This window comes from Rudaea sp. (genome assembly GCF_047601565.1).
Classification (GTDB): domain Bacteria; phylum Pseudomonadota; class Gammaproteobacteria; order Xanthomonadales; family Rhodanobacteraceae; genus Rudaea.
Window position 1 is genome coordinate 2,304,629 of sequence record NZ_JASGIY010000001.1, and the last position, 24,082, is coordinate 2,328,710.

19 protein-coding genes and 6 tRNA genes are annotated in these 24,082 nt (G+C 65.5%); all 25 read left to right on the plus strand.

Features of this window, described 5'->3' with window-relative positions; translation table 11 throughout:
- Positions 1 to 29: 29 nt before the first annotated feature.
- The 25 genes from QM741_RS10010 (at position 30) to rplA (ending at position 23,919) form a co-directional block, all read left to right on the plus strand.
- Entirely contained in the window at positions 30 to 914 is an 885-nt protein-coding gene (locus tag QM741_RS10010; protein ID WP_415207567.1) for a LysR family transcriptional regulator, read from the plus strand.
- Positions 915 to 1,088: 174 nt separating this feature from the next.
- Positions 1,089 to 3,266, plus strand: coding sequence for a TonB-dependent receptor (locus tag QM741_RS10015; RefSeq protein ID WP_415207568.1), 2,178 nt, complete (start codon positions 1,089 to 1,091; stop codon positions 3,264 to 3,266).
- 8 nt (positions 3,267 to 3,274) lie between these two features.
- The gene (locus tag QM741_RS10020) at positions 3,275 to 4,549 is read left to right on the plus strand and encodes a serine hydrolase domain-containing protein (protein ID WP_415207569.1); all 1,275 of its coding nucleotides are present in this window, start codon (positions 3,275 to 3,277) and stop codon (positions 4,547 to 4,549) included.
- 141 nt (positions 4,550 to 4,690) lie between these two features.
- Complete coding sequence (locus QM741_RS10025; RefSeq protein WP_415207570.1) at positions 4,691 to 6,841, plus strand: formylglycine-generating enzyme family protein; 2,151 nt, start codon at positions 4,691 to 4,693, stop codon at positions 6,839 to 6,841.
- Between the two features lie 223 nt (positions 6,842 to 7,064).
- Positions 7,065 to 9,899 (plus strand): ThuA domain-containing protein, encoded by a 2,835-nt coding sequence (locus QM741_RS10030; protein ID WP_415207571.1) that lies wholly within the window; start codon positions 7,065 to 7,067, stop codon positions 9,897 to 9,899.
- Entirely contained in the window at positions 9,896 to 11,749 is a 1,854-nt protein-coding gene (locus QM741_RS10035; protein WP_415207572.1) for a glycoside hydrolase family 127 protein, read from the plus strand. The genes QM741_RS10030 and QM741_RS10035 overlap by 4 nt, the downstream gene beginning before the upstream one ends.
- Positions 11,750 to 11,843: 94 nt before the next feature.
- A complete protein-coding gene (locus QM741_RS10040; protein ID WP_415207573.1) occupies positions 11,844 to 13,031 on the plus strand; it encodes a CaiB/BaiF CoA transferase family protein in 1,188 nt (395 codons plus the stop codon).
- 367 nt (positions 13,032 to 13,398) lie between these two features.
- Positions 13,399 to 13,965: an outer membrane lipoprotein LolB gene (locus QM741_RS10045; RefSeq protein ID WP_415207574.1), complete on the plus strand. Its 567-nt coding sequence runs from the start codon at positions 13,399 to 13,401 to the stop codon at positions 13,963 to 13,965.
- Entirely contained in the window at positions 13,962 to 14,855 is an 894-nt protein-coding gene (ispE, locus tag QM741_RS10050) for a 4-(cytidine 5'-diphospho)-2-C-methyl-D-erythritol kinase (protein WP_415207575.1), read from the plus strand. Before QM741_RS10045 ends, ispE begins: the two co-directional genes overlap by 4 nt.
- A 111-nt stretch (positions 14,856 to 14,966) precedes the next feature.
- Positions 14,967 to 15,041 (plus strand) — tRNA-Gln (locus QM741_RS10055).
- A 40-nt stretch (positions 15,042 to 15,081) separates the two neighbouring features.
- Positions 15,082 to 16,092 (plus strand): ribose-phosphate diphosphokinase, encoded by a 1,011-nt coding sequence (locus tag QM741_RS10060; protein WP_415207576.1) that lies wholly within the window; start codon positions 15,082 to 15,084, stop codon positions 16,090 to 16,092.
- A 152-nt stretch (positions 16,093 to 16,244) separates the two neighbouring features.
- Positions 16,245 to 16,931 (plus strand): 50S ribosomal protein L25/general stress protein Ctc, encoded by a 687-nt coding sequence (locus tag QM741_RS10065; RefSeq protein ID WP_415207577.1) that lies wholly within the window; start codon positions 16,245 to 16,247, stop codon positions 16,929 to 16,931.
- Between the two features lie 72 nt (positions 16,932 to 17,003).
- A complete protein-coding gene (gene pth / locus QM741_RS10070) occupies positions 17,004 to 17,591 on the plus strand; it encodes an aminoacyl-tRNA hydrolase (RefSeq protein WP_415207578.1) in 588 nt (195 codons plus the stop codon).
- 201 nt (positions 17,592 to 17,792) lie between these two features.
- A complete protein-coding gene (gene ychF / locus QM741_RS10075; RefSeq protein ID WP_415207579.1) occupies positions 17,793 to 18,884 on the plus strand; it encodes a redox-regulated ATPase YchF in 1,092 nt (363 codons plus the stop codon).
- Positions 18,885 to 18,920: 36 nt separating this feature from the next.
- Positions 18,921 to 19,433 (plus strand): acyl-CoA thioesterase, encoded by a 513-nt coding sequence (locus tag QM741_RS10080; RefSeq protein WP_415207580.1) that lies wholly within the window; start codon positions 18,921 to 18,923, stop codon positions 19,431 to 19,433.
- Positions 19,434 to 19,492: 59 nt separating this feature from the next.
- Positions 19,493 to 19,655: transfer RNA gene (locus tag QM741_RS10085), tRNA-Tyr, on the plus strand.
- Positions 19,656 to 19,692: 37 nt separating this feature from the next.
- Positions 19,693 to 19,778, plus strand: a tRNA-Tyr gene (locus QM741_RS10090).
- Positions 19,779 to 19,859: 81 nt separating this feature from the next.
- Positions 19,860 to 19,933: transfer RNA gene (locus QM741_RS10095), tRNA-Gly, on the plus strand.
- Between the two features lie 133 nt (positions 19,934 to 20,066).
- A tRNA-Thr gene (locus QM741_RS10100) sits at positions 20,067 to 20,142 on the plus strand.
- A gap of 85 nt (positions 20,143 to 20,227) precedes the next feature.
- Positions 20,228 to 21,418, plus strand: coding sequence for an elongation factor Tu (tuf, locus tag QM741_RS10105; protein WP_415207581.1), 1,191 nt, complete (start codon positions 20,228 to 20,230; stop codon positions 21,416 to 21,418).
- A 90-nt stretch (positions 21,419 to 21,508) separates the two neighbouring features.
- A tRNA-Trp gene (locus tag QM741_RS10110) sits at positions 21,509 to 21,584 on the plus strand.
- A gap of 122 nt (positions 21,585 to 21,706) precedes the next feature.
- Complete coding sequence (gene secE / locus QM741_RS10115; RefSeq protein WP_415207582.1) at positions 21,707 to 22,090, plus strand: preprotein translocase subunit SecE; 384 nt, start codon at positions 21,707 to 21,709, stop codon at positions 22,088 to 22,090.
- Positions 22,091 to 22,095: 5 nt separating this feature from the next.
- Positions 22,096 to 22,656: a transcription termination/antitermination protein NusG gene (nusG, locus tag QM741_RS10120; protein ID WP_415207583.1), complete on the plus strand. Its 561-nt coding sequence runs from the start codon at positions 22,096 to 22,098 to the stop codon at positions 22,654 to 22,656.
- Between the two features lie 130 nt (positions 22,657 to 22,786).
- Positions 22,787 to 23,215, plus strand: a complete 429-nt coding sequence (gene rplK / locus QM741_RS10125; protein ID WP_018974751.1) for a 50S ribosomal protein L11 — start codon at positions 22,787 to 22,789, stop codon at positions 23,213 to 23,215.
- Between the two features lie 2 nt (positions 23,216 to 23,217).
- Positions 23,218 to 23,919, plus strand: a complete 702-nt coding sequence (gene rplA, locus QM741_RS10130; protein ID WP_415207584.1) for a 50S ribosomal protein L1 — start codon at positions 23,218 to 23,220, stop codon at positions 23,917 to 23,919.
- Positions 23,920 to 24,082: the final 163 nt, after the last annotated feature.

A 24,082-nucleotide genomic window follows, 5' to 3' on the forward strand; every position in this document is an offset into this window, starting at 1 on the left:
TGAGGCGCTTCAGCCGTTAGGATACGAACGTGGATACCCAATTCCTCAACACCTTCGTCAGCGTGGTCGAGCGCGGCTCGATGGCCGCCGCGGCGCGCGTGCTCAACATCACGCCTGCGGCCGTCGCCCAGCAAATCCGCACGCTTGAACGCGAGATCGGCGTGACGCTGATCGCCCGCGTCGGGCGCACGGTCAGCGTGACCGAGAAAGGTGCGCGCATCCTGGAGCACGCGCGTGCGTTGCTGCGCGACGTCGCCGACCTGCGCAGCATCGCCAACGACAGTTCCGTATCGGGCGAGTTGCGTCTCGGCGCATGTCCGACCGCGCTCGCGGGCATGCTGCCCGACGTCCTCGCGCGCATGGTCGCGAAATTCCCGCAGATCAACGTGTTCATCCGCCCCGGCTACTCGGCGGAGCTGTACCGCGCGGTCGAGGGCGGGGAGCTCGACGCGGCGCTCGTGCTGCAGGCGCCGTATCCTCTGCCCAAGACCTGCGATTGGCTGCTGCTGCGCGAGGAGCCGCTCGTGCTGATCGCGCCGAAGAAGTACGCCGGGCGCGACCCGCACGAACTGCTCGCGAACGAACCGCTGATCCGCTACGACCGCAACCAGTGGGGCGGCCGCCTCGCCGACGCCTATCTGCGCGAGAACGGCATCGTGCCGCACGAGCGCTTCGAGCTGAATGCGCTCAACGCGATCGCGGTCATGGTCGACCGCGGTCTCGGCGTGTCGATCGTGCCCGACTACGCGCAGCCGTGGCCGGAAGGGCTGCATCTCGTGCGCATGCCGCTGCCGCAGCCGAGCGAGCCGCGCCGCATCGGCACGGTCTGGTCGCGCTCGACCGTGCGCATCCGCTTGGTCACCGTGCTGCTCGCCGAGGCGCGCGGGGCGATGACAACAAAAAGTAGAATCTGAACATAGGCGCGGGCGATTCCTCTCTTCGCTGCGAGCGCCTAGGCTCCGATTGTCGAGTGCTGTATCCGAAGCGTCCGCAGCGAGACGCGCAGCACACAGTCTGCCCGGGGCAGGCTGCGACGCCAGCGGAGCCGAGTCGTGCGGCTCCACCTAAAAATGATCGGGGAGAACGCAATGACCAGACCCATTATCGCCGCGCTCGGCTGCATCGCGCTCGCGGCCGCCGCAAGCGTGCACGCCGACGATTCCGCCGCCGCGAATTCCGCCGCGAACGCGGCGCAGGCCGACAACGCAGCGCCTAACGACAAACCCAAACAGGAACTCGAAACCGTCACTGTGACCACGGGCTCGCGCAGCGCCAAGGCGGTGGACAAGATTCCGGGCGCGATCGTGGTGGTGACCAAGGCCGAGGTCGACCGCACGCTCGCGCTGACCGATGACGCCACCGCCGTCCTCGCGCGTACCGTACCCGGTTACGCCGAATCCTCGCAAGCGATGAGCAACACCGGCGAGAACCTGCGTGGGCGCATTCCACTGCGCCTGTTCGATGGTATCCCACAGGGCTCGCCGTTGCGCGAAGGTACGCGCAACGCGACGTTCACCGACATGGGCATCGTCGATCGCATCGAGGTGATCAACGGTCCTTCGGCCGCCGAAGGCATCGGTGCCGCGGGCGGCATCATCAACTACATCTCGAAGACCGCGCAGAAGGAAGGCGATCAGGTCGACCTGACCATGCGCTACTCGACCCAGTTCGAGGACGATTCCTCGGGCTACAAGGTCGGCGTGAACTGGGCGCACAAGAGCGGCGACTTCGACATGTACCTCGCCGGTTCGTACATCGATCGCGGCATCACCTGGGACGCGAACGGCCGGCGCATCGGCATGAACCAGTCCGGTTCGCTCGCCGACACGACCTCGGACAACTTCTTCGCCAAGTTCGGCTACGACTTCGGCGAAGGCAATTCGCAGCGCCTGCAGCTGACCCTGAGCAAGTTCAAGATCGACGGCAAGGACAACTACATCGAAGAGCTCGGCGACCGCAGCAAGGGCATCACCGACACCTCGGTGCGCGGCCACAATCCGGGTACCTACACGCCGTTCAACGATTTCTGGCAGGCCCAGCTCAAATACCTCAACAGCGACTTCCTCGGCGGCACGCTGGCGATGGACGTCTACAAGGCGAGCCAGGCGATGCGCTTCCTGCCCGAGGCGACACCCGACAAGCAGGACCCGAGCATCGCGCCGCTCGGCACCCTGATCGACCAGTCGGAAATCAATTCGCAGAAGAAAGGCCTGCGCACGTCGTGGACGCGGCCGGACATCTTCGGCATCAGCGGACTCGAGCTGCACACCGGCGTCGACCTGGTCGAGGACGTGGCGCAGCAGAAGCTCGCGATCACCAACCGCCTGTGGGTGCCGCCGATGGACTACACGAGCTGGGCGCCGTACGCGCAGTTGTCGTGGGACATAGGTCCGGTCACGCTGGTTGGTGGCATCCGCCGCGAGAACGGCCAGCTCGAGGTGGACGACTACACGACGACGTACTACCGCAACAGCGTCGCGGTGAAAGGCGGCACGATCGACTACGAATCCAACCTGCCCAACGTCGGCGCGATCTGGCGCTTCGCCGACGGTTGGTCCGCGTTCGCTTCGTGGAGCAAGGGCTTCACCCTGCCCAACGCGGGCATTCCGCTGCGCAACGTCAACAAGCCCGGCGTGTCGGTGTCGCAGATGCAGGACCTGCAGGCGATCATCGTGCGCAACGAGGAGGTCGGCATCAACTGGCGCGGCGAGCGCGCGGGCTTTTCCGCGTCGACGTACAAATCGACTTCGCAGTTCGGCGTGTCGCTCTCGGTCGATCCGACCACGGGCGACTACATCATGAACCGCGCGCCGGTCGACATCAAAGGCTACGAATTCTCCGGCGACCTCAACATCGCCGAGGACTGGAAGGCGACGCTGCTCTATTCGCGCGCGATGGGCTACACCACGTTCGTCGCCAACGGCCCGCTGACCAAGCACATGGGCATCAACGACATCAGTCCGGCGAAGATCGGCGCGTCGGTGACCTGGAGCTTCTCCCCGTACGGCAACGCCACGCTCGGCGAGACGACGCTGCTCTCGCGCTCCGTCAACCAGAACACGACCGCGTTCGAGCAGATCCACGGCTATACGTTGTGGGATTTCGAGTTGAATTACGACACGCGCAAATTCGGCAAGCTCACGCTCGGCGTCGAGAACCTGTTCGACAAGTACTACATCCTCGCCTACAACCAGATCGACAACTACCAGGACTTCTTCGCCGGGCGCGGCCGCGTCGTCTCGATCACCGACAAGTTCACGTTCTGATTCGCACGATGCTTCACTGGCGCACGCCGGCGCTTTTCGCACTGCTTTTCGCGCAAGCGTTTGCCGCCGGCTCCGCGCCGGCGATTGAAACGGACGCGCCGGCGGGCTTCTCCGCCACGCGGCTCAAACGCCTGGACGACTTCCTGCAGCGCGTTACCGGCGCCCACGGTTATCCGGGCGCTGTCGTGCTGCTTGCGCGCGACGGTGAAGCCCCGACGCTGCGCACCTACGGCTACCGCGATCTCGCGCGCACGGAGCCGATGCCGGTCGACGCCATTTTCCGCATCTATTCGATGAGCAAGACCGTCACCACGGTCGCAGTGCTGATGCTGCTCGAAGAGGGCAGGATCGGCCTCGACGATCCGATTGCCGGATACCTGCCCGCGTTCGCCGATGTGCGCGTATTCGCCGGCGGCACGGCCGACGTGCCGCGACTGCGGGCGCCGGCCCGTGCCATCACGATCCACGATCTGCTCACGCATACGGCCGGTTTTGCTACGGGCGCGGCAGGCGATGAAGGGCGTGCCGCGCTGGTCGAACGCGCCGACTTGCACGCCGCCGCGAGTCTCGACGAGTACGTGGCCCGACTCGCGCGCGTTCCGCTCGCCCATGATCCGGGAACGCGCTTCGGTTACGACGGCATGTCGATCGAACCGCTCGCGCGCCTCGTCGAAGTCGTTGGCGGCCAGCCGTTCGACCGCTTCGTCGAAGCACGCATCCTCGCTCCGCTCGGCATGCGCGATACCGGCTTCTCGGTGCCACGCGAAAAACGCGCACGCCTGGTCGAACTCGTCACGAGCGACGCCGACGGCCGGCTCGTGGCCGCCGACATGCGCGGCGTGCGCGAGCCGGGGGCAATGCTGAATGCCTATCCGAGCGGCGCAGGCGGCCTGTACTCGACCGCGAGCGATTACGCGCGCTTCGCTCGGATGCTGCTCGATGGCGGTACGGTCAATGGCGTGACCCTGCTCGGTCGCAAGACCGTTGAAACGATGCTGCGCAATCATCTCGCCAATGCGCTGCTGCCGGCGCCCGGACTCCACGAGGGCGAGGGCTTCGGCCTCGGCGGTTCGGTCGTGCTCGACGCGACGCGACGCGGCCGCCTTGCCTCCGACGGCGCATTCGGCTGGTCCGGCGCGGCCTCGACGTATTATCTGATCGATCCGCGGGAACGGCTCGTCGCCATACTTTTGGCGCAATATCTGCCGCGCAATGAAGGGCACGATCTGCCTAAAATCAACGCCACGTTCCACAACCTCGTCTATCAGGCGTTGAATCCATGAGCGCAGCCTTTTCCCCCATGCCGTTCCGGTCGCCGGCTGCGCGCCACGCAGGTGCCGGGTGCCGCGGGCATCAGGGTTGTGCTCAACGCCCGCGCCTGCACGCGAATTGCGGGCTATCGCATTGACCTTCAAGACGCTTCCATGACTTCGCCGTCCGACGACAAGCCGCGCAAGACGCACTACCACTTCTCGCACGTCACCACGGGCCGCTACCTGCCGACGCCGGGCAAGGCGCCAGGTTGGCCGTTCGCCGAGATCGGCCACTGGACGATCGACGTCAACGCGAGCAGCGACGACTGGATCGCCTCCCTGCGCGACTGGCGGCGCGAGCACCTCGCGCGCATCGGCTACGACGACGCGAACTACCGCCGCGCCGAGCTGCAATGGGCGCAGCGCAATTTCGTCCATGTGCAGATGATGGTCGAGGATCGCTACTTCTACGACCCCATTGCGCAGAAATATACCATCGACCGCTACCTCGACGATCTCGAAGCGCGCTACGGCGGCGTCGACAGCGTGCTGATCTGGTACGTGTATCCGAACATCGGCGTGGACGACCGCAACCAGTTCGACCTCGCGCGCGACTTGCCGGGCGGCCTCGAAGGCCTGCGCGGTGCGGTCGAGGACTTCCACCGCCGCGGCGTCAAGGTGTTCCTGCCGACGATGCCGTGGGATCACGGCACGCGCGAGCAGGGCGAGGCCGACTGGCTCGCGGTCGCGAAGATCGTCCAGGCGGTCGGCGCCGACGGCCTCAACGGCGACACCTACAACGGCGTGCCGCGCGCGTTCTTCGACGCCTGCGACGCGCTCGGCTGCCCGGTCGTGCTCGAACCCGAGTCGACGATCAGCGCCGAGGAGCAACTGATCTGGAACGTGTCGAGCTGGGGCAAGAAGGCGCCGGCCGACGTCGTGCCGTCGGTGGCCAAGTTCAAATGGCTCGAACCGCGCCACATGATCCACTACGAAAACCGCTGGGGCCGCGAGCGCACGAACGACCTGCAGTACATGTTCTTCAACGGCATCGGCTACAACGCCTGGGAAAACGTCTGGGGCATCTGGAACGGGTTCACGCCGCGCAACGCGGAAACGCTGCGCCGCTGCATGCTGATCGAACGCCGATTCGCCGCGCAGATGACCAGTGTCGACTGGCGCCCATACGCGAAGACGCTGCAGGCCGGCGTGTTCGCGAGCGAATTCCCGCGCGACGGCGTGACCGTGTGGAACCTCGTCAACCGCAACGAATACGCCGTCGACGGCGAGCAGATCGCGGTTGCGCACCGCGACGGCGCGCGCTATTTCGATCTCTGGCACGGCGTCGCGCTGAAGCCGCGCCTCGACGCAGGCAAGGCGGTATTCGAGTTCGCGCTCGAAGCGCGCGGCTTCGGCGCGCTGCTCGCCGTCGATGCCGGCGTGCGAGTCGACGGCCTCGATGCGTTGCTCGCGCAGATGCGCGAGCGCGCACAGACGCCGCTGCAGTCGCTGCCGAACGCGTGGCAGGCGCTGCCGCAGCGGCTCGTCGCGATCGAGGCGACGCAGCGTGTCGCGGACGCTCCCGACGGCATGGTGACGGTTCCCGCGGGCGACTTCGATTTCGTCGTACACGGCATCGAGATCGAGGGCCAGACCTGGGCCGGCCTCGACGTGCAGTATCCGTGGGAATCGAGCGCGCGGCGCGGCCATCGCCGGCGCCTGCATATCGAGAAGTTCCATATCGACCGCACGCCGGTGACGAACGCGCAATACAAGCGCTTCCTCGATGCGGCAAAGTATACCCCGCGCGACGCGCACAACTTTTTGCGCGACTGGAAAGACGGCGCGCCGCGGCCGGGCTGGGAGAACAAGCCGGTCACCTGGGTTTCGCTCGAGGACGCGCGCGCCTACGCGGCCTGGGCCGGCAAGCGCCTGCCGCGCGAATGGGAATGGCAGTACGCCGCGCAGGGCAACGACGGTCGCCTCTATCCGTGGGGCAACGACTGGGTCGATGCCGCCGCGCCGAAGACGAATCGCGGCCGCGCGCTTGCGCCGCCGGCCGACGTCGACGCGCATCCGCTAGGCGCCAGTCCGTTCGGCGTGCTCGACCTCGCCGGCAACGTCTGGCAGTGGACCGACGAATACGCGGACGAGCACACGCGCGCCGCGGTGCTGCGCGGCGGCAGTTCGTACGCGCCGCAGACGTCGCACTGGTATTTCCCGCGCGCGTTGCGGCTCGACCAGCACGGCAAGTACCTGCTGATGGCGCCGTGCAAGGACCGCTCCGGCCTGATCGGCTTTCGCTGCGTCGTCGATGCCTGAGAACCTACTTGAAAACCTATTGCGCTCGATATGTTGCGCGCCGGCGGTGCTCGGACTGCGCAGGCAGGATGCCGGAGCGAACATTCGCGAAGCGAACGGCCCGAAGGGCGAGCCGCTGATGCGGCGAGTTATCCTCACATACTCGTGTGTATGCTCCGGTTCCTGCGCTCCGGCGACGCGCAACATCTCTTCGCTCGCTACGGTTTTCAAGCAGGTTCTGAGCATGCGCACGCTTCGTCTCTGCTTCGCCCTGCTTCTGGCTTCGAGTGCCTGCCTGCGCGCCGAAGCGGCGTCACCCGGCGAGAACGGACCGTTCCGCATCGTGCTGATCGGCGGAGCGAAAAGCGAAGGTCCGGGCAAGCATGACTATCCCGCGGGAGTGCGCCTGCTCGAACGCGCGCTCGCGTCCTCGCCCGATGCGCCGCGCGGATTGCGGGTGAAGAGCTATCCCGACGGCTGGCCGACGGATCCGCACGCGTTCGACGGCGCCGCGAGCGTGGTCTGGTACTTCGACGGCGCGGAAAAACATCCGCTGTTCGACGCGACGCGGCGCAAGCAGTTCGCACGGGTTCTCGCACGAGGTGTCGGCCTCGTCGCACTGCATCAGTCCTCGACCCTGCCGGCCGGCGATACGAGCGTCGATCTGCCGCGCTGGCTCGGCGCGGCGCGCTACGGCATGTTCGACCGTACGACCGAATACGCCGAGATTCGACTCGAGCAGCCGAATCATCCGATCGTTCGCGGCGTCGATGCGTTCGCCTATCGCGACGAGTTCTATCCGACCTTCCGCCGCGGCGGCAAGCCGATCGCGCCGACCCTGCACGCCACGCTGCACGTGCAGTACCGCGACGGCGCCGCGGTCGTCGACGACCGGCCCGAGGACACCGTCGTCGCCTGGACGTTCGAGCGCGACGGCGGCGGCCGCTCGTTCACTTACAGCGGCGCGCACTTCCTCGCCGCGTTCGAGGTGGAACCGCTGCGCAAGATGCTGCTCAACGCGATCCTTTGGACCGCGCATGCCGAGGTGCCGGCGAACGGCATGCATTCGCCTGCACCACCGACGGCGAGCGAACCGGCTGCGCCGCCTCGGACGATATCCGCCGCAGCCGACGTGCCGACATTCCACCGCGACGCGCAGCGCAGCGGCTGGTACGCGGCGGAGACGGCGTTGACGCCGGCGCGGATCCGCGCCTCCTCGCTCGGCCTGCAATGGGAATCGCCGCCGCTCGACGCGGTCGACGGCGAGCCGCCGCGGCTGTACGCCTCGCCGCTCTGCCTCGACGGCCTGGAAATCTCCGCCGGTCCGTTCAGGACACAGACGTTCGCCACCGTGATCGCCGCGAGCAGCAACGGCTACGTCTACGCGATCAATGCACAGAAGAACGGCGACATCGCGCCGGGCCGCATCCTCTGGCGCACGCGTCTCGCCGCGCCATGCCGCCTGCAGCCCGCGCCGCTCGACGGCGTGCCGACCGGCGTGCTCGCCACGCCCGTGATCGATCGCGCGCGCAACCGTCTGTACGTCACCAGCTGCGATCCGGAAAAACGCTGGCAGGCGTACGCGCTCGATCTCGGCAGTGGCGCGGTACTGGCTGGCTGGCCCGTGCCGCTCGACGAGAAGACGTTCAACGCGCTCAACCGCAACGCGGGACCGACGCCCGTGCCGCCGAAGCGCCGCTTCGATTTCCGCGTGCAGCGCGGCGCGCTCAACCTGAGCCCGGACGGCAGCGCGCTCTACATCGGCTTCGGCGAAACCGAAACCGGCTGGCTGGTCGCGGTCGACACGCAGCGCGCGAAAGTGGCGAGCGCGTTCGCCGTGTCGGCGATGCCGCATCGCGGCAGCGGCGGTATCTGGGGCTCGGCCGGTGCGAGCGTGGACGACGACGGCAGCGTGTTCGCCGTCACCGGCACCGGTTTCGGCGGCTACGTCGACCAGGCGCACGACTGGACCCAATCGGTGCTGAAGTTCGCCTACGCCGACGGCGCGCTCACGCTGACCGGCACGTACACGCCGTTCAACCACTGCGCGACCGTGGCCAACGACGTCGACCTCGGCTCGGGCGGCATCGCGCTGCTGCCGGTGCTCGATGCGGCGGCGAGCGCGACGCCGCGCCTGCTCGCGGTCGGCGGCAAGCAGGGCAACGTTTACCTGCTCGACCGCGCGCGTCTGCCCGGCCGCCTCGATCGGCGCCCGCCGTGCGGCGTAAATCCGGATTCGGATGCGTCGCTGCTCGCGCCCGAAGCGCAGCCGCAGTTCGGCAGGCGCGGCCCGCTCAACGTGTTCGGGCCGTATTCGGAGCAGGACGCCGCGCTCGGCGCCGCGCGCTCGCGCTCGGTGCCGGCGGTGTTCCGCGACGCGCAGGGAACGGACCATGTCTTCGTCACCGGCAACACGAAGAAGGCGCCGGGCTCGTCGGTCAGCGTCGCGCCGTCGCTGGCGCGACTCGAAGTCGTCGCGCGGGCGAACCGGCCCGCGTATTTGCAACGTGCGCGCACGCAGGACTCGGTCGTGCTCGAAAATCCGGGCCCGCCCGTGGTCACCAGCAACGGCGCGAACGACGCGGTCGTCTGGGTGCTCGACGAGAACGCAACGCGCGCGGCCTTGCTCTCGGGCGAGGACTCGCCGCGACCCGTGCTGTACGCTTTCGATGCGATGACCCTCGACCTGCTCTGGCGCAGCGAAACCGGCGAGCTGTACACGAGCGGCAAGTACAACGAGCCGGCGTTCGCGCACGGCCAGGTGTTCGTCGGCAGCGACCGCATCCAGGCGTTCGGTCTCGGCAAATCCGTCGTGCGGCACGACGTAGCCGCGAAAAATGAAACGAAGGAATCGACGGACGTGAAACACGCAGGGCCGATCAGCGGCGACGCGCTGTATGCCGCGCGCTGCTCCGCCTGCCACGATCACGCGCAGGGCGCGATTCCGCCGCGCCGGCAGATCGCCGCGCGCGGCCGCACCGCCATCGTCGAAGCGCTGACCCAGGGCGCGATGCGCGCGCAGGCGCACGGCTTGAGCAACGAGGAAATCCGCGCGATCGCCGAGTACCTGCACCCATGACCGAATCCGCCTCGCCTCCCATTCGCATCGAGCCGCACGGCTTGCTCGGCGAGGCGCTGCGCGCGAACGCGGCGGGACGGCTCAGCCATTTCATCGTCGACGAAAGCAGCCCGGCGATCGCGATCTTCGGCGCGGAACACGTCGCGCAGAACCGCGAAGGCGACTGGTACGGCGAGCACGCGGGCAAGTGGCTGTACGCCGCGGCGAAAAGCGCGGCGCGCACGCAGGATGCGCGGTTGATCGCCCACCTCCGCCGCATCGCCGATTTCCTCGTCTCGCACCAGGATGCCGACGGCTATCTCGGCACCTACGCGCCCGAGCGGCGCTTCATGGTCAAACATCCGCCGAAGCCGAAGTCGTGGAACGGCGAACCGGTGCCGCGCACCTGGGATATCTGGATCCATTCCTATCTGATCCTCGGCCTCGTCGAAGTGAACAGGCATTTTCCCGACGCGCGCACCCTCGACGCGGCGCGACGCATCGGCGATCTGTGCTGGCGCGTATTGACCGACGGCGGCATCGACATCTGCGAACTCGGCAACCATCACGGCATGTCGGCGACCGTGCTGCTCGACGCGGCGGTCGAGTTGCATTTCGCGACGGACGAACGGCGCTATCTCGAGCTGGCCCTGCTGATCCTGAAGCAGGCCGACGCGAATCCCGATCTCGCCCTGCTCGCGAAAGCGCTCGGCGGCGCGGATGCGAGCGAGATCGCGACGGGCAAGGCGTACCAGCTGATCTGGAATCTCGTCGGCCTGGCCAAGCTGCATCGCGCGACCGGCGCGCCGGAATACCTGCGCGCCGTCGAGAACCTGTGGGCGAACATCCGCGAGCAGCATCTGAGTCTCGGCGGCGGCCCGTGGGGCGGCGTCGCGCACCGCTCGCGCGAGGTGTTCAACGCGCCGGGCACGTTTTTCCCGCAGGCCTACGTCGAGACCTGCTCGACGCTGGCCTGGATCCAGCTCAACCGCGAGTTGCTCGCGATCACCGGCGCGGCGAAATACGCCGAGGAGATCGAGCGCAGCGCGTACAACGATCTGCTCGGCGCGTTCGCGCCGAACGGCGAGGACTGGTGCTATTACTCCTACGCGAACGGCAAGCGCGTGCACACCACGTACTGGCGCTGCTGCAAATCCTCGGGCGCGATGGCGCTGGAGGAATTGCCGGCGTTGGTCTACTCGAGCAGATCGCACGGCATCGACGTGAACCTTTACGCGCCGAGCACGGCGACGTTGCCACTGGCGCAGGGCGGCAGAGTCACGATCGAACAGCAGACGCGCTATCCGTTCGACGGCAGCGCGCGCCTGCGCCTGGCGCTCGAACGCCCGGCGCGCTTCGCGCTGCGCCTGCGCATTCCGTCGTGGGCGAAGAACGCCGCGATCCGCGTCAACGGCGAGCGCGCGGCAGTCGAAGTCCGCCCCGGCGACTACGCCACGCTCGAACGCGAATGGCGCAGCGAAGACACCGTCGCCCTCGATCTGCCGATGACGCCGCAGATCCATCGCCGCACGCACCGCAACGTGCAGGAATCGCGCGCTCCCGACGGCTCGCCCGTGCGCCAGGAAGTGCTGCGCCACGACTACCTGGGCATCACACGCGGCCCGCTCGTCTACGCGACCGGGCTGGTCGACGGCTACAAGACCGAGGAGTCGCTGCTGCTGCCGTCCGGACCGCCCGAGCAGTGGCTGCATGTGGGGCCGGAATCGGGCAACGACGAGGGTGCCGCGATCGTGCTCGAACCCGAGCGGCGCGCGCCGCTGGCGTTCGTGCCGTACTATCGAGCGGGCGGTCGCGTCGACGGCGCCTGGCGGCTGACCTGGATGCCGCTCGCGCCGGATGCAAACGCATGACGCAAGAATTTGTAGCGCAAGAAACTAGCCGGGCAGCCTGTTTCTTCGCCGGACCGCCGCGCAGACTGGCAGCGCAAGGGGAATAGGAAGTTTCATGGCTACGTCGTCCGCCTTCAACCTGGTCGAACGCAGGGGTGCAGCGGGACCGCTCTCGGGCGTGCGCGTGCTCGACCTGTCGAGCTACATCGCCGGCCCGTACGGCTGCACGCTGCTCGCCGACCAGGGCGCCGAAGTCATCAAGATCGAGCCGCCCGACGGCGACAACCTGCGCAACTACCCGTCGACGCTGGCCGCCGAAAGCCGCGCCTTCATGGGCGTGAACCGTTCCAAGCTCGGCATCGCGCTCGACCTCAAGTCGCCCGCAGGGCACACGGCGCTGCTGCGCCTCGTGCGCGAGGCCGACGTGCTCGTGCACAGCTTCCGCCCGAGCGTGCCGAAACGCCTCGGCATCGATCACGAACAGCTCAATCTGATCAATCCGCGCCTGATCTACTGCGCGGTTTCCGGCTACGGCGAGACCGGGCCGATGAAGGACAAGGCCGGCTACGACCAGGTGCTGCAGACGATGACCGGCATGTGCGCGCTGCAAGGCAAGCGCGGCGGGCCGCCCGAGATCATCTACGGCTCGGTCGTGGATTACTACGCCGCCGCGCTGCTCAGCGCAGGCGTTGCCTCCGCGCTGTACGAGCGCGAGCGCTCGGGCCGCGGCCAGTTCGTCGGCGTATCGCTGCTGCGCAGCGCGTTGACGATGCAGTCCGCGCGCATGATCTGGGCCGACGGCGAGTCGCTCGACATCGGCCGCGACATGCGCTCGGGCGGCGTCACCGGCATCCATCCGACGCGCGAGGGCCATCTCTACATCTCGGCCAATACGCCGCGCTTCTGGAAGGCGCTGTGCGAGAAGACCGGCCTGCAGTCGCTCGCCGCCGATCCGCGCTACGACAGCGTGCGCAAGCGCGCCGAACATGCCGCCGAGATCATCCCGCGGCTGCATGCCGCGCTCGCCGCGCACAGCGCGCTCGAATGGGAGGCGCGGTTCGGCGACGAGGTGCCCTGCGCCGCCGCGCGCCGCATCGAGGACATGTTCGAGCATCCGCAGGTGCTCGCCGAGAACATGGTCGCGACGATCGAGCATCCCGTCGTCGGTCGCTATCATGGGGTTGCCAACCCGATCAAATTCGGCCGCACGCCGGGCCCCATCCCATTTGCCGCGCCGAGCTTCGATCAAGACTCGCGTGCCGTCATTGAGCGGATTGGCGGGGCGGACGAGGATACGGCCTGAGGCCGGGAACTTTGGCGGGCGTCTCAGCTTGAATTTCCAGCCGTCGCGTTGAGCCCTTCGACGGAGCTCGGGGCAAAGGGATTTCAAGCTGAGATACTATTGACCTCGCGCATGCCATTGCTGGCAGGCGATAATCTGACAGCATGAGCTCACACGCGATTTGCGGCATCGCCGCTTGTCCTGCGTTCACGCGCTTACTCTTCGAGCACCCAAGCGTCGCCTGTTTTTCCGACTCATGAGCAAGACCAAAATGGAATCCCGCCTGCGCAGGAATGACGGCAACGAGAATTTTTCAGAGTGTTCGATGACTGGTTCCGATCATCGGCGTGCGATGTGCTGGTTACGCAATTGGGCATCGCTTGCGTTGATGAGCGTACTTGCCGCCTGCGCGCCCATGCGCGTGAAGCAGAACTCGGCGACGCCCGAAGCGCTGGCCGCACAAGAGGCGCGCGAGGCGGCGCTGGCCGGGAAATCACGCTGGACGCTCGAGGCGCGTATCGCCGTGTCGGGTGAGAACGGCGGTTCGGGCGATCTGGTCTGGCGCCAGGACGGCGATGCGTATTCGTTCAGCGTGCGCGGCGCGAACGCCAGGACGTTGCGCTTGCACGGCGACGCAGCGCAGGCCGTGCTCGAAGGCGTCGATGCGCATCCCGATGTCGGCGGCGATCCGCAGATGCTGTTGCGCGATCGGCTTGGTGCCGAAGTGCCGTTTGCGGCGCTACGCCGCTGGGCGCTGGGCTTGCGCGTCGCGGGAGAGCCAGCGCAGATGCAATTCGACGAACGGAATCTGCCTGCGCAACTCGTGCAGGACGGCTGGACGGTCGATTACCTCGACTGGTTCGGCGAACAATCGCCGCCGCTGCCGAAGAAGGTGTTCGCCGCGCGCGGCAGGGACAAGGTCAAACTCGTGATCCAGTCGTGGAGTTTCGATTGACGGCCGCGGGCGAAGACGGCTGGAGCGCGTGGCCCGCGCCGGCCAAGCTCAACCTGTTCCTGCACATCGTCGGCCGCCGCGCCGACGGTTATCACCTGTTGCAGACCGTGTTCCAGTTGCTCGATTGGGGCGACACGCTGCGCCTGCGCGTGCGCAACGATGCGCGTATCGTGCGCGTGAACGGCGCGCCGGGCGTGGCGGTCGAGCAGGACCTCTGCGTGCGCGCCGCGCGCGCGCTGGCCGAATGCGCCGAAGCGGAATTCGGCGTCGACATCGCGCTCGAAAAGCGTGTGCCGATCGGCGGCGGCCTCGGCGGCGGCAGTTCGGACGCGGCGACCGTGCTCGTCGCGCTGAACGAGTTGTGGGAAACGGGTTTGACGGGCGACGAATTGGCGGACTTGGGTCTGCGTCTCGGCGCCGATGTGCCGGTGTTCGTGCGCGGCCATTCCGCCTGGGCCGAGGGTGTGGGCGAAAAGCTCGCGCCGATTGCGCTACCGCCGCGCGAATACGTCATTCTCGATCCGCATGTGACGGTTCCCACGGCCGGCTTGTTCCAAGCTGCGGAATTGACACGAAATTCTCCTCCGGCGACAATAGAGAGCTATCTTTCAGGGATCGGGACGAACAATGCCTTCGCTCCGGTCGCGCGCGCGCGTTACCCGCGCGTTGCGGCGGCGCTGGACTGGCTTGGCCGGCATGGCGATGCGCGCTTGAGCGGCAGCGGCGGTTGCGTGTTTCTCGCGACGGATTCGCGCGACGAGGCCGATGAGATTGCGCATGCGTGTCCGCCGGAATTTTCGGCGTATGTCGCGAGTGGAGTGAATAGGTCGCCGTTGCTGGATGCGGTGGATGCGCATCGAATGGCGGAAAACGGAAAGGACAAGCCGTAGAGCTGGAAAGATGAAAGGAATCCCGGCTTGCGCCGGAATGGGCTCGTTTGAAGAGTCCCGCAGGGATGCGGGTTTGTTCTCTGCCGTCATGGAGGGCGGCTGAAGTGACACTGGGGCGTCGCCAAGCGGTAAGGCACCGGGTTTTGATCCCGGCATCCGCAGGTTCGAATCCTGCCGCCCCAGCCATTTTTTTGCGAACGACACAAACCTGAAAGGGTCTGGTTCCGTGAATACGATCAATCCGGCGGCGGGCTACGGCAGCAGCTATCCGCTCGATCGCGGCGCGCGCAGCGGCTGGCAGATTTTTTCGGGCAACGCCAACCGGCAGCTCGCGCTCGATATCTGCCGCGTCCTGAACGTGCCGCTCGGCAAGGCGCAGGTGACGACGTTCTCCGACGGCGAGGTGCGCGTGGAGATCGACGAGAACGTGCGCCGGCAGGAAGTGTTCGTGATCCAGCCGACCTCGGCGCCGACCGCGGAAAACTTCATGGAACTGCTGGTGATGATCGATGCGCTCAAGCGCGCCTCGGCGGCCAGCGTGACCGCGGTGATCCCGTATTTCGGCTATGCGCGGCAGGACCGTCGCCTGCGTTCGGCGCGCGTGCCGATCACGGCCAAGGTGGCCGCGAAGATGATTTCCACGATCGGCACCGACCACGTGCTGACCGTGGACCTGCACGCGGACCAGATCCAGGGATTTTTCGATGTGCCGTTGGACAATGTATACTCTTCACCGGTCATTCTCGCCGACATCTGGCGATACAACCGCCCCGAAGAGTTGATCGTGGTCAGCCCCGACGTGGGCGGCGTGGCGCGCGCGCGGGCGATCGCCAAGCGCCTCGACGACGCCGACCTCGCGATCATCGACAAGCGCCGTCCGCGCGCGAACGAGGTCGCGGTAATGAACATCATCGGTGACGTCGAGGGCAAGGTCTGCGTGCTGATCGACGACATCGTCGACACCGCGGGCACGTTGTGCGCGGGCGCGGAGGTGCTGAAGAAGAACGGCGCCAAGCGCGTGGTCGCGTACTGCACGCATCCGGTGCTGTCGGGGCCGGCGATCCGCAACATCAACGGATCGCAGCTCGACGAGCTCGTCGTCACCGACACGATCGCGCTGTCGGACGAGGCCAAGGCCTGCGGCCGCATCCGCCAACTCAGCGTGGCGGAGCTGCTCGGCGAAACGATCCGCCGCATCGCGTTCGGCGAGTCGGTGAGTTCGTTGTACGTGGACTGAGGGGCGTGATTCGTGATTCGTGATTCGCAAGAGTTGGGTGCTTTTTCGAATCACGAAATCACCAATCACGTTTCTAACCACTCCCCTGGTCGCGGGGGAGTTTCATCGCCGCCGCGAGGCGGTTCAACTGCAACACCAAAAGGTAGCTTCAAATGGCAATCACACATGAAATCAAGGTCGAACGCCGTGAAAACGACGGGAGGGGTGCGAGCCGCCGCCTGCGCAACACGGGCAAGGTTCCGGCCATCGTCTACGGCGGCGAGCTCGCCCCGGTCAGCATCCAGATCGAGCACAACGACGTCTGGCTCGCTTCGCAGCACGAGTGGTTCTACTCGGCCATTCTCGATCTGTCGCTCAACGGCGACGTGCAGAAGGTGCTGCTGCGCGATCTGCAGCGTCATCCGTTCAAGCAGCAACTGCTGCACCTGGACTTCCAGCGCGTCGACGAGAACAAGCCGATCCGCGTGCGTGTGCCGCTGCACTTCCTCAACCAGGAGAAGTCGCCGGCCGGCAAGAAGGCGGGCGTGCTGATCTCGCACGCGCTCAACGAGCTGGAAATCTCCTGCCTGCCGAAGCATCTGCCGGAGTACGTCGAAGTCGACCTGGGCGATCTCGACGTGGGCGACATCATCCACCTGTCGGAGATCAAGCTGCCGGAAGGCGTGGAAATTCCCGAACTGCGTCTCGGCAAGGAGCACGATGCGGCCGTGGTCACGGCGGCGGAAGTCAAGGAAGAAGTCGAGGAAGTTCCGGCTGCCGATGCGGCAGCGGCGGCTCCGGCGGCGGGCGCTGCTCCGGCCGCGGCGCCGGCTGCGGCGAAGAAAGACGAGAAGAAGTAACCGTCCCGGCTCCCGCTCGCTCCCTCGCGTCGCGGGAGCCGTTTCCGGCGGGTGCATGTCACCCGGTTCGTCATGGCGAATCTGCGGCTACTCGTCGGCCTCGGCAACCCCGGCGCCGAACATATCAGAACCCGGCACAACGCCGGGTTCTGGTTTATTGATGCTCTCGCGCAGGCGCAGGGTGCGCGTTTCGGCATGGAGTCGAAACTGCACGGCGAAACGGCGAAAGCGGCGATCGACGGCCAGTCGCTATGGCTGCTGAAGCCGACCACCTACATGAACAAGAGCGGCATCGCGGTTCAGTCCGCGCTGCGTTATTGGAAGATCGAGCCCGAGGAAATGCTCGTCGTCCACGACGATCTCGATCTGTCGGCCGGTGCCGCGCGGCTCAAGTTCGACGGCGGCCACGGCGGTCAGAACGGATTGCGCGATATTCTCGCGCATCTGAGCCACGGCAGGTTCCATCGGCTGCGCCTCGGCATCGGTCATCCGGGCGACAAGAACCGCGTCACGTCCTGGGTGCTCGGCCGTCCCGGCGTCGAAGACGAGAAGGCGATCATCGATGCGGTCGGCCGCGCGCTCGACGTGCTGCCGCTCGCGGCGCAGGGGGAGTTCAACGAGGCGATGAAGCGGTTGCATACGGCGGCGGAGCCGCGCTGATTGGTGATTCGTGATTTGCGATTCGTAAGAGCCCCGGCGCTTCTTCAATCACGAATCACGAATCACGAATCACGAATCACGAATCACGAATCACGAATCACGAATCACGAATCACGAATCACGAATCACGAATCACGAATCACGAATCACGAATCACGAATCACGAATCACGAATCACGAATCACGAATCACGGACAGTCAATGGGCATCAAATGCGGCATCGTCGGCCTGCCGAACGTCGGCAAGTCGACTCTTTTCAACGCGCTGACCAAGGCGGGCATCGCCGCGGCGAATTTTCCGTTCTGCACGATCGATCCGAACGTCGGCGTCGTGCCGGTGCCCGATCCGCGCCTCGATGCGCTCGCGGGCATCGCCAAGCCGTTCAAGATCATTCCGACCTCGATCGAGTTCGTCGACATCGCCGGTCTCGTCGCCGGCGCGTCCAAGGGCGAGGGGCTCGGCAACAAATTCCTCGCCCACATCCGCGAGGTCGACGCGATCGCGCACGTCGTGCGCTGCTTCGAGAACACCGACATCGTCCATGTCGCCGGCAAAATCGATCCGATTTCCGACATCGACACGATCGACACCGAACTCGCGCTCGCCGACCTCGACTCGGTCGACAAGGCGCTGGCGCGCGTCGAGCGCGCGGCCAAGGCGAACGACAAGGAGGCGCTGGCCAAGCGTCCGGTGCTGCAAAAGCTCGCCGCGATCCTCAACGAAGGCCGGCCCGCGCGCGCGGCCGGCCTCGACGACGACGAGAAGGCGCTCGTGCGCGACCTGTTCCTGCTGACGCTGAAGCCGCTGATGTACATCGCCAACGTCAAGGAGGACGGCTTCAGCAACAATCCGTTCCTCGACAAGGTCGTCGAGCGCGCCAAGGCCGGGGGCGCCGAGGTCGTGCCGGTATGCGCGGCGATCGAGGAGGAGCTGTCGCAGCTCGACGACGCCGACAAGCTCGTCTTCCTGCAGGACATGGGCCTCGACGAGCCCGGCCTGAACCGCGTCATCCGCGCCGGCTACAAGCTGCTCGGCCTGCAAACCTACTTCACCGCCGGCGAGAAGGAAGTGCGCGCCTGGCAGGTCAGGAAGGGCGCCACGGCGCCGCAGGCCGCCGGCGTGATCCACACCGATTTCGAGCGCGGCTTCATCCGCGCCGAGACGATCGCCTACGACGACTACATCAAGTACAAGGGCGAAGCGGGCGCGCGCGACGCGGGCCGCCTGCGCCTCGAAGGCAAGGACTACCTCGTCAAGGAAGGCGACGTACTGCACTTTCGCTTCAACGTCTGATAACGTATTGATTTCAAACGATTCAGGAGTTCGGCCATGCCCGGTATCGATCGCGAAGTCCGCTTCTGTTTCCTCGCCCAGCCGACCGACGTCAATTTCGGCGGCAAGGTGCACGGCGGCATGGTGATGAAGTGGATCGACCAGGCGGGCTACGCCTGCGCAGTGGCCTGGAGCGGGCAGTATTGCGTGACCGTGGCGGTCGGCGGCATCCGCTTCGTCAATCCGATCCTGATCGGCGACATGGTTACTGTCCACTGCCAATTGATCTACACCGGCAACACGAGTATGCACTTCAGCGTCGACGTGATCGCCCGGCGGCTGGAAACCGGCGAGGAAAAGCTCGCCACGCATTGCGTCATCGTCATGGTTGCGACCGACAAGGACGGCAGGCCGACCGCGGTGCCGAAATGGCAGCCGCAAAGCGACGACGACAAGGCCCTCGCCGCCTATGCGCAGAAGCTCATGGAACTGGACAAGAACATCGAGCAGGAGATCGCCCGTTACCGCGACGCGGCGCATTTGGCCTGGACCGGCGGCCGCCCAGCCTGAGCAAGGTAAAACTCTCCTTGACAAAAAGGGTTGCGGAATCCGAAAATAGGCGGCTCCGTGGAGGGATACCCAAGCGGCCAACGGGGGGGCAGACTGTAAATCTGCTGGTTCATGCCTTCGGTGGTTCGACAAAATCGTCTGGAACGATTTTGAACATTCCGCGAAGCGGAATGGCCCGAAGGGCGAGTCTCGGGATGAGACGAGTATATCCACCTCCCCCCGACGAGGTTTCAACAACGTAGAGGTTTTCGAGAGTTCTGGAGGGATACCCAAGCGGCCAACGGGGGCAGACTGTAAATCTGCTGGCTCATGCCTTCGGTGGTTCGAATCCACCTCCCTCCACCAGATTTTGTGAAAATTCGTCGCGCCGATGGGAAAGCTGGGTTCCAGCTTTCGCCGGAACGACGAAGCAAGGAAGTACTCCGGGCGGGAGTAGTTCAATGGTAGAACTGTAGCCTTCCAAGCTACTAGTGCGGGTTCGATTCCCGTCTCCCGCTCCATTGAAACCCCGTAGTGAGGCAAGGATCGAAAATTTGTGCGGGATGCGCAAATGTCGCGGCTTTTGCGCGGCGGAAAACGTGGCGCGGTTTCGCTGCGACCGTTTTCACAAAAGTTGCGGCATGGATGTCCTTCGCTCACGTAGCTCAGTCGGTAGAGCACCTCCTTGGTAAGGAGGAGGTCGATGGTTCGATTCCATTCGTGAGCACCATATTTTCGCAGTACCGTCGTCGCAATATCCGTTTTTATACTTTTTCATTTTCCCATCACAGAAGAACTACCCGAGGTTTCAGGTCATGGCAAAAGGCAAATTCGAGCGCACCAAGCCGCACGTGAACGTAGGCACGATCGGCCACGTGGACCACGGCAAGACGACGCTGACGGCGGCGCTGACGAAGGTCGGAGCGGAACGGTTCGGCGGCGAGTTCAAGGCGTACGACCAGATCGATGCGGCGCCGGAAGAGAAGGCGCGCGGGATCACGATCTCGACGGCGCACGTCGAGTACGAAAGCCCGACGCGCCACTACGCGCACGTCGACTGCCCGGGGCATGCGGACTACGTGAAGAACATGATCACGGGCGCGGCGCAGATGGACGGCGCGATCCTGGTGTGTTCGGCCGCGGACGGCCCGATGCCGCAGACGCGCGAGCACATCCTGTTGAGCCGCCAGGTGGGCGTGCCGTACATCGTCGTGTTCCTGAACAAGGCGGACATGGTGGACGACGCCGAGCTGCTCGAACTGGTTGAAATGGAAGTGCGCGACCTGCTCTCGAAGTACAACTTCCCGGGCGACGACACGCCGATCATCAAGGGTTCGGCGCTGAAGGCGCTGGAAGGCGACCAGTCGGAGATTGGTGTGCCGGCGATCATCAAGCTGGTGGACGCGCTGGACACGTACATTCCGGAGCCCAAGCGCGACATCGACAAGCCGTTCCTGATGCCGGTGGAAGACGTGTTCAGCATCTCGGGCCGCGGCACGGTGGTGACCGGAAGAATCGAGCGCGGGATCGTGAAGGTGGGCGACGAAATCGAGATCGTGGGCATCCGGCCGACGGTGAAGACGACGTGCACGGGGGTGGAGATGTTCCGCAAGCTGCTGGACGAGGGCCGGGCGGGCGACAACACGGGCATTCTGCTGCGCGGCACGAAGCGCGACGAGGTGGAGCGCGGTCAGGTGCTGGCGAAGCCGGGCACGATCACGCCGCACACGGACTTCGAGGCGGAGGTGTACGTGCTGAGCAAGGAAGAGGGCGGGCGTCATACGCCGTTCTTCAAGGGCTACCGCCCGCAGTTCTACTTCCGCACGACGGACGTGACGGGCAGCGTGCAACTGCCCGAGGGCGTGGAGATGGTGATGCCGGGCGACAACATCAAGATGGTGGTGAGCCTGATCAACCCGATCGCGATGGACGAGGGCCTGCGCTTCGCGATCCGCGAGGGCGGCCGCACGGTCGGCGCGGGCGTGGTGGCGAAGATCATCAAGTGACCGCAACGACGCCAGTCGGAAACCGCTGTTGTTGAAAAGTCCGGCATGGATGCCGCTTTGATCTTTGCGTTCAGGGAGGAACGCATGAATACGCCAGTAGCTCAATTGGCAGAGCAGCGGTCTCCAAAACCGCAGGTTGGGGGTTCGAGTCCCTCCTGGCGTGCCAGTAAATGAAGTCCGGACGGGATGACCGGTTTTCCATTTGCGCCGTCATGGACGAGGGCATGAATGCTCCGGCTGGATCGGCCGGTCCGAAGTTCGCCGTCGAGGATGACGGCTGAGAAATCTATGAACACAAAAGCCGTTCAGGTCGGCGGAAACTCCCCGGCCGACATCGCAAAACTCGTCGTCGCACTGCTGATTCTCGGCGCGGCGGTCTTTGCGTATTACTGGTACAACGATTTCCAGTCGTGGCAGCGCCTGCTGATCCTGCTCGGCGGCTTCGTCGTTTCCGGCGTCATTGCGTATTTCACGCATTCGGGCCGTGCGGCGAAGGAGTTCCTCGGCGAATCGCTGTTCGAGTTGCGCAAGGTCGTGTGGCCGACGCGTCAGGAGACGATCCAGACCACGGCCGTGATCTTCGTCGTCGTCATCGTGCTCAGTCTGATTCTCGGTCTGATCGACCTGCTGCTGAAGTGGGCGATCCTCGACGGTGTGTTGAAGGGAGGCTGAGGACGATGGCCAAGCGCTGGTATGTGGTTCACGCCTACTCGGGCTTCGAGCATCAGGTCGCGCGCACGCTGAAAGAGCGCGTCGCGCGCGCCGGCATGCAGGACAAGTTCGGCGACGTGCTCGTGCCGACCGAGGAAGTGATCGAGATGCGCGGCGGCCAGAAGCGCCGCAGCGAGCGCAAGTTCTTCCCGGGTTACGTGCTCGTGCAGATCGAGACGAGCACGGACAACAAGGCGGTCAAGATCGATGACGAGTCCTGGCATCTGATCAAGGAAACGCCGAAGGTCATGGGCTTTATCGGCGGGACGGCCGACCGGCCGTTGCCGATCAAGGACAGCGAAGCCGATGCGATCCTGCAGCGCGTGCAGGAAGGCGTCGAGAAGCCGCGGCCGAAGGTGCTGTTCGAGCCGGGCGAGATGGTGCGCGTCACCGAGGGCCCGTTCAACGACTTCAACGGCGTGGTCGAGGAAGTGAATTACGAGAAGAGCCGCCTGCGCGTGGCGGTGCTGATTTTCGGTCGTTCGACGCCGGTCGAGCTCGAGTTCGGCCAGGTCGAGAAGGCCTGAGGAATACGCCGCGAAAGCGGCAACGGCCGGGCACGGAGCCCGGTTGTATATCAGCCAGGGACGGTCCACCAACGAGGAGCCCCGCAGTTCGCTTCGAACGTGCAGGCGTTTGAACTCGAGGAGATAAACAATGGCAAAGAAAGTAGTTGGCTACATCAAGCTGCAGGTGAAGGCCGGTCAGGCCAACCCCTCGCCGCCGGTCGGTCCCGCGCTCGGTCAGCGCGGCCTCAACATCATGGAATTCTGCAAGGCGTTCAACGCCGCGACGCAGAAGATGGAACCCGGTCTGCCGATCCCGGTGATCATCACCGCGTATTCGGACCGCAGCTTCACCTTCATCATGAAGTCGCCGCCGGCGTCGATCCTGCTGAAGAAGGCCGCGGGCATCACCTCGGGCAGCAAGCGCCCCAACACCGAGAAGGTGGGCAAGGTGACGCGCAAGCAGCTCGAGGAAATCGTCAAGGTCAAGCAGGCGGATCTCACCGCCGCCGACCTCGATGCCGCCGTGCGCACCATTGCGGGCAGCGCGCGCAGCATGGGCCTCAACACGGAGATCTGACCATGACGACGAAGATTGCAAAACGTATCAAGGCGATGAAGGGCGCGGTCGTCGAAGGCAAGGTCTACCCGGTCGACGAGGCCTTCAAGATCCTCAAGGACAACGCCAAGACCAAGTTCGTCGAGTCGGTGGACGTGGCGATCCGCCTCGGCATCGACGCGAAGAAGTCCGACCAGGGCGTGCGCGGCTCCGTGCTGCTGCCGCACGGCACCGGCAAGACGGTGCGCGTGGCGGTGTTCTGCCCGGCCGGCGAGAAGGCGGAAGCGGCCAAGGCCGCCGGCGCCGACGCCGTGGGCATGGACGACCTCGCCGAGAAGATGCAGGCCGGGGACTTGAATTTCGGCCGCGTCATCGCCACTCCGGACGCCATGCGCGTCGTCGGCAAGCTCGGCCAGCTGCTCGGTCCGCGCGGCCTGATGCCGAACCCGAAGGACGGCTCGGTCACCGCCGACGTCGTCACCGCGGTGAAGAACGCGAAGGCGGGCCAGGTCAAGTTCCGCAACGACAAGGCCGGCATCGTCCACGCCTCGATCGGCAAGGTGAACTTCGAGGTCGCCGCGCTCAAGGACAACCTCAATGCGTTGATCGCCGATCTCAACAAGGCCAAGCCGTCCACGGCGAAGGGCGTGTATCTGCAGAAGGTCTACGTGTCGAGCACGATGGGCTTGGGCATTCCGGTCGATCAGGTGTCGCTGAGCTCTTAATTGAAAAGTGCGGCCATGGATGGCCGCTTTGTGATCTCTGTGATCAAGGATGAGCGCAAAAATAACCTAACAAAATTTTGAGGGCGTCCGGGATCGGCAACGAGACCGGTAGCCGTCAAAGACCGCAGGTGGTTGCGGTGTCGCCGCAGGGAAGTACTCGCCG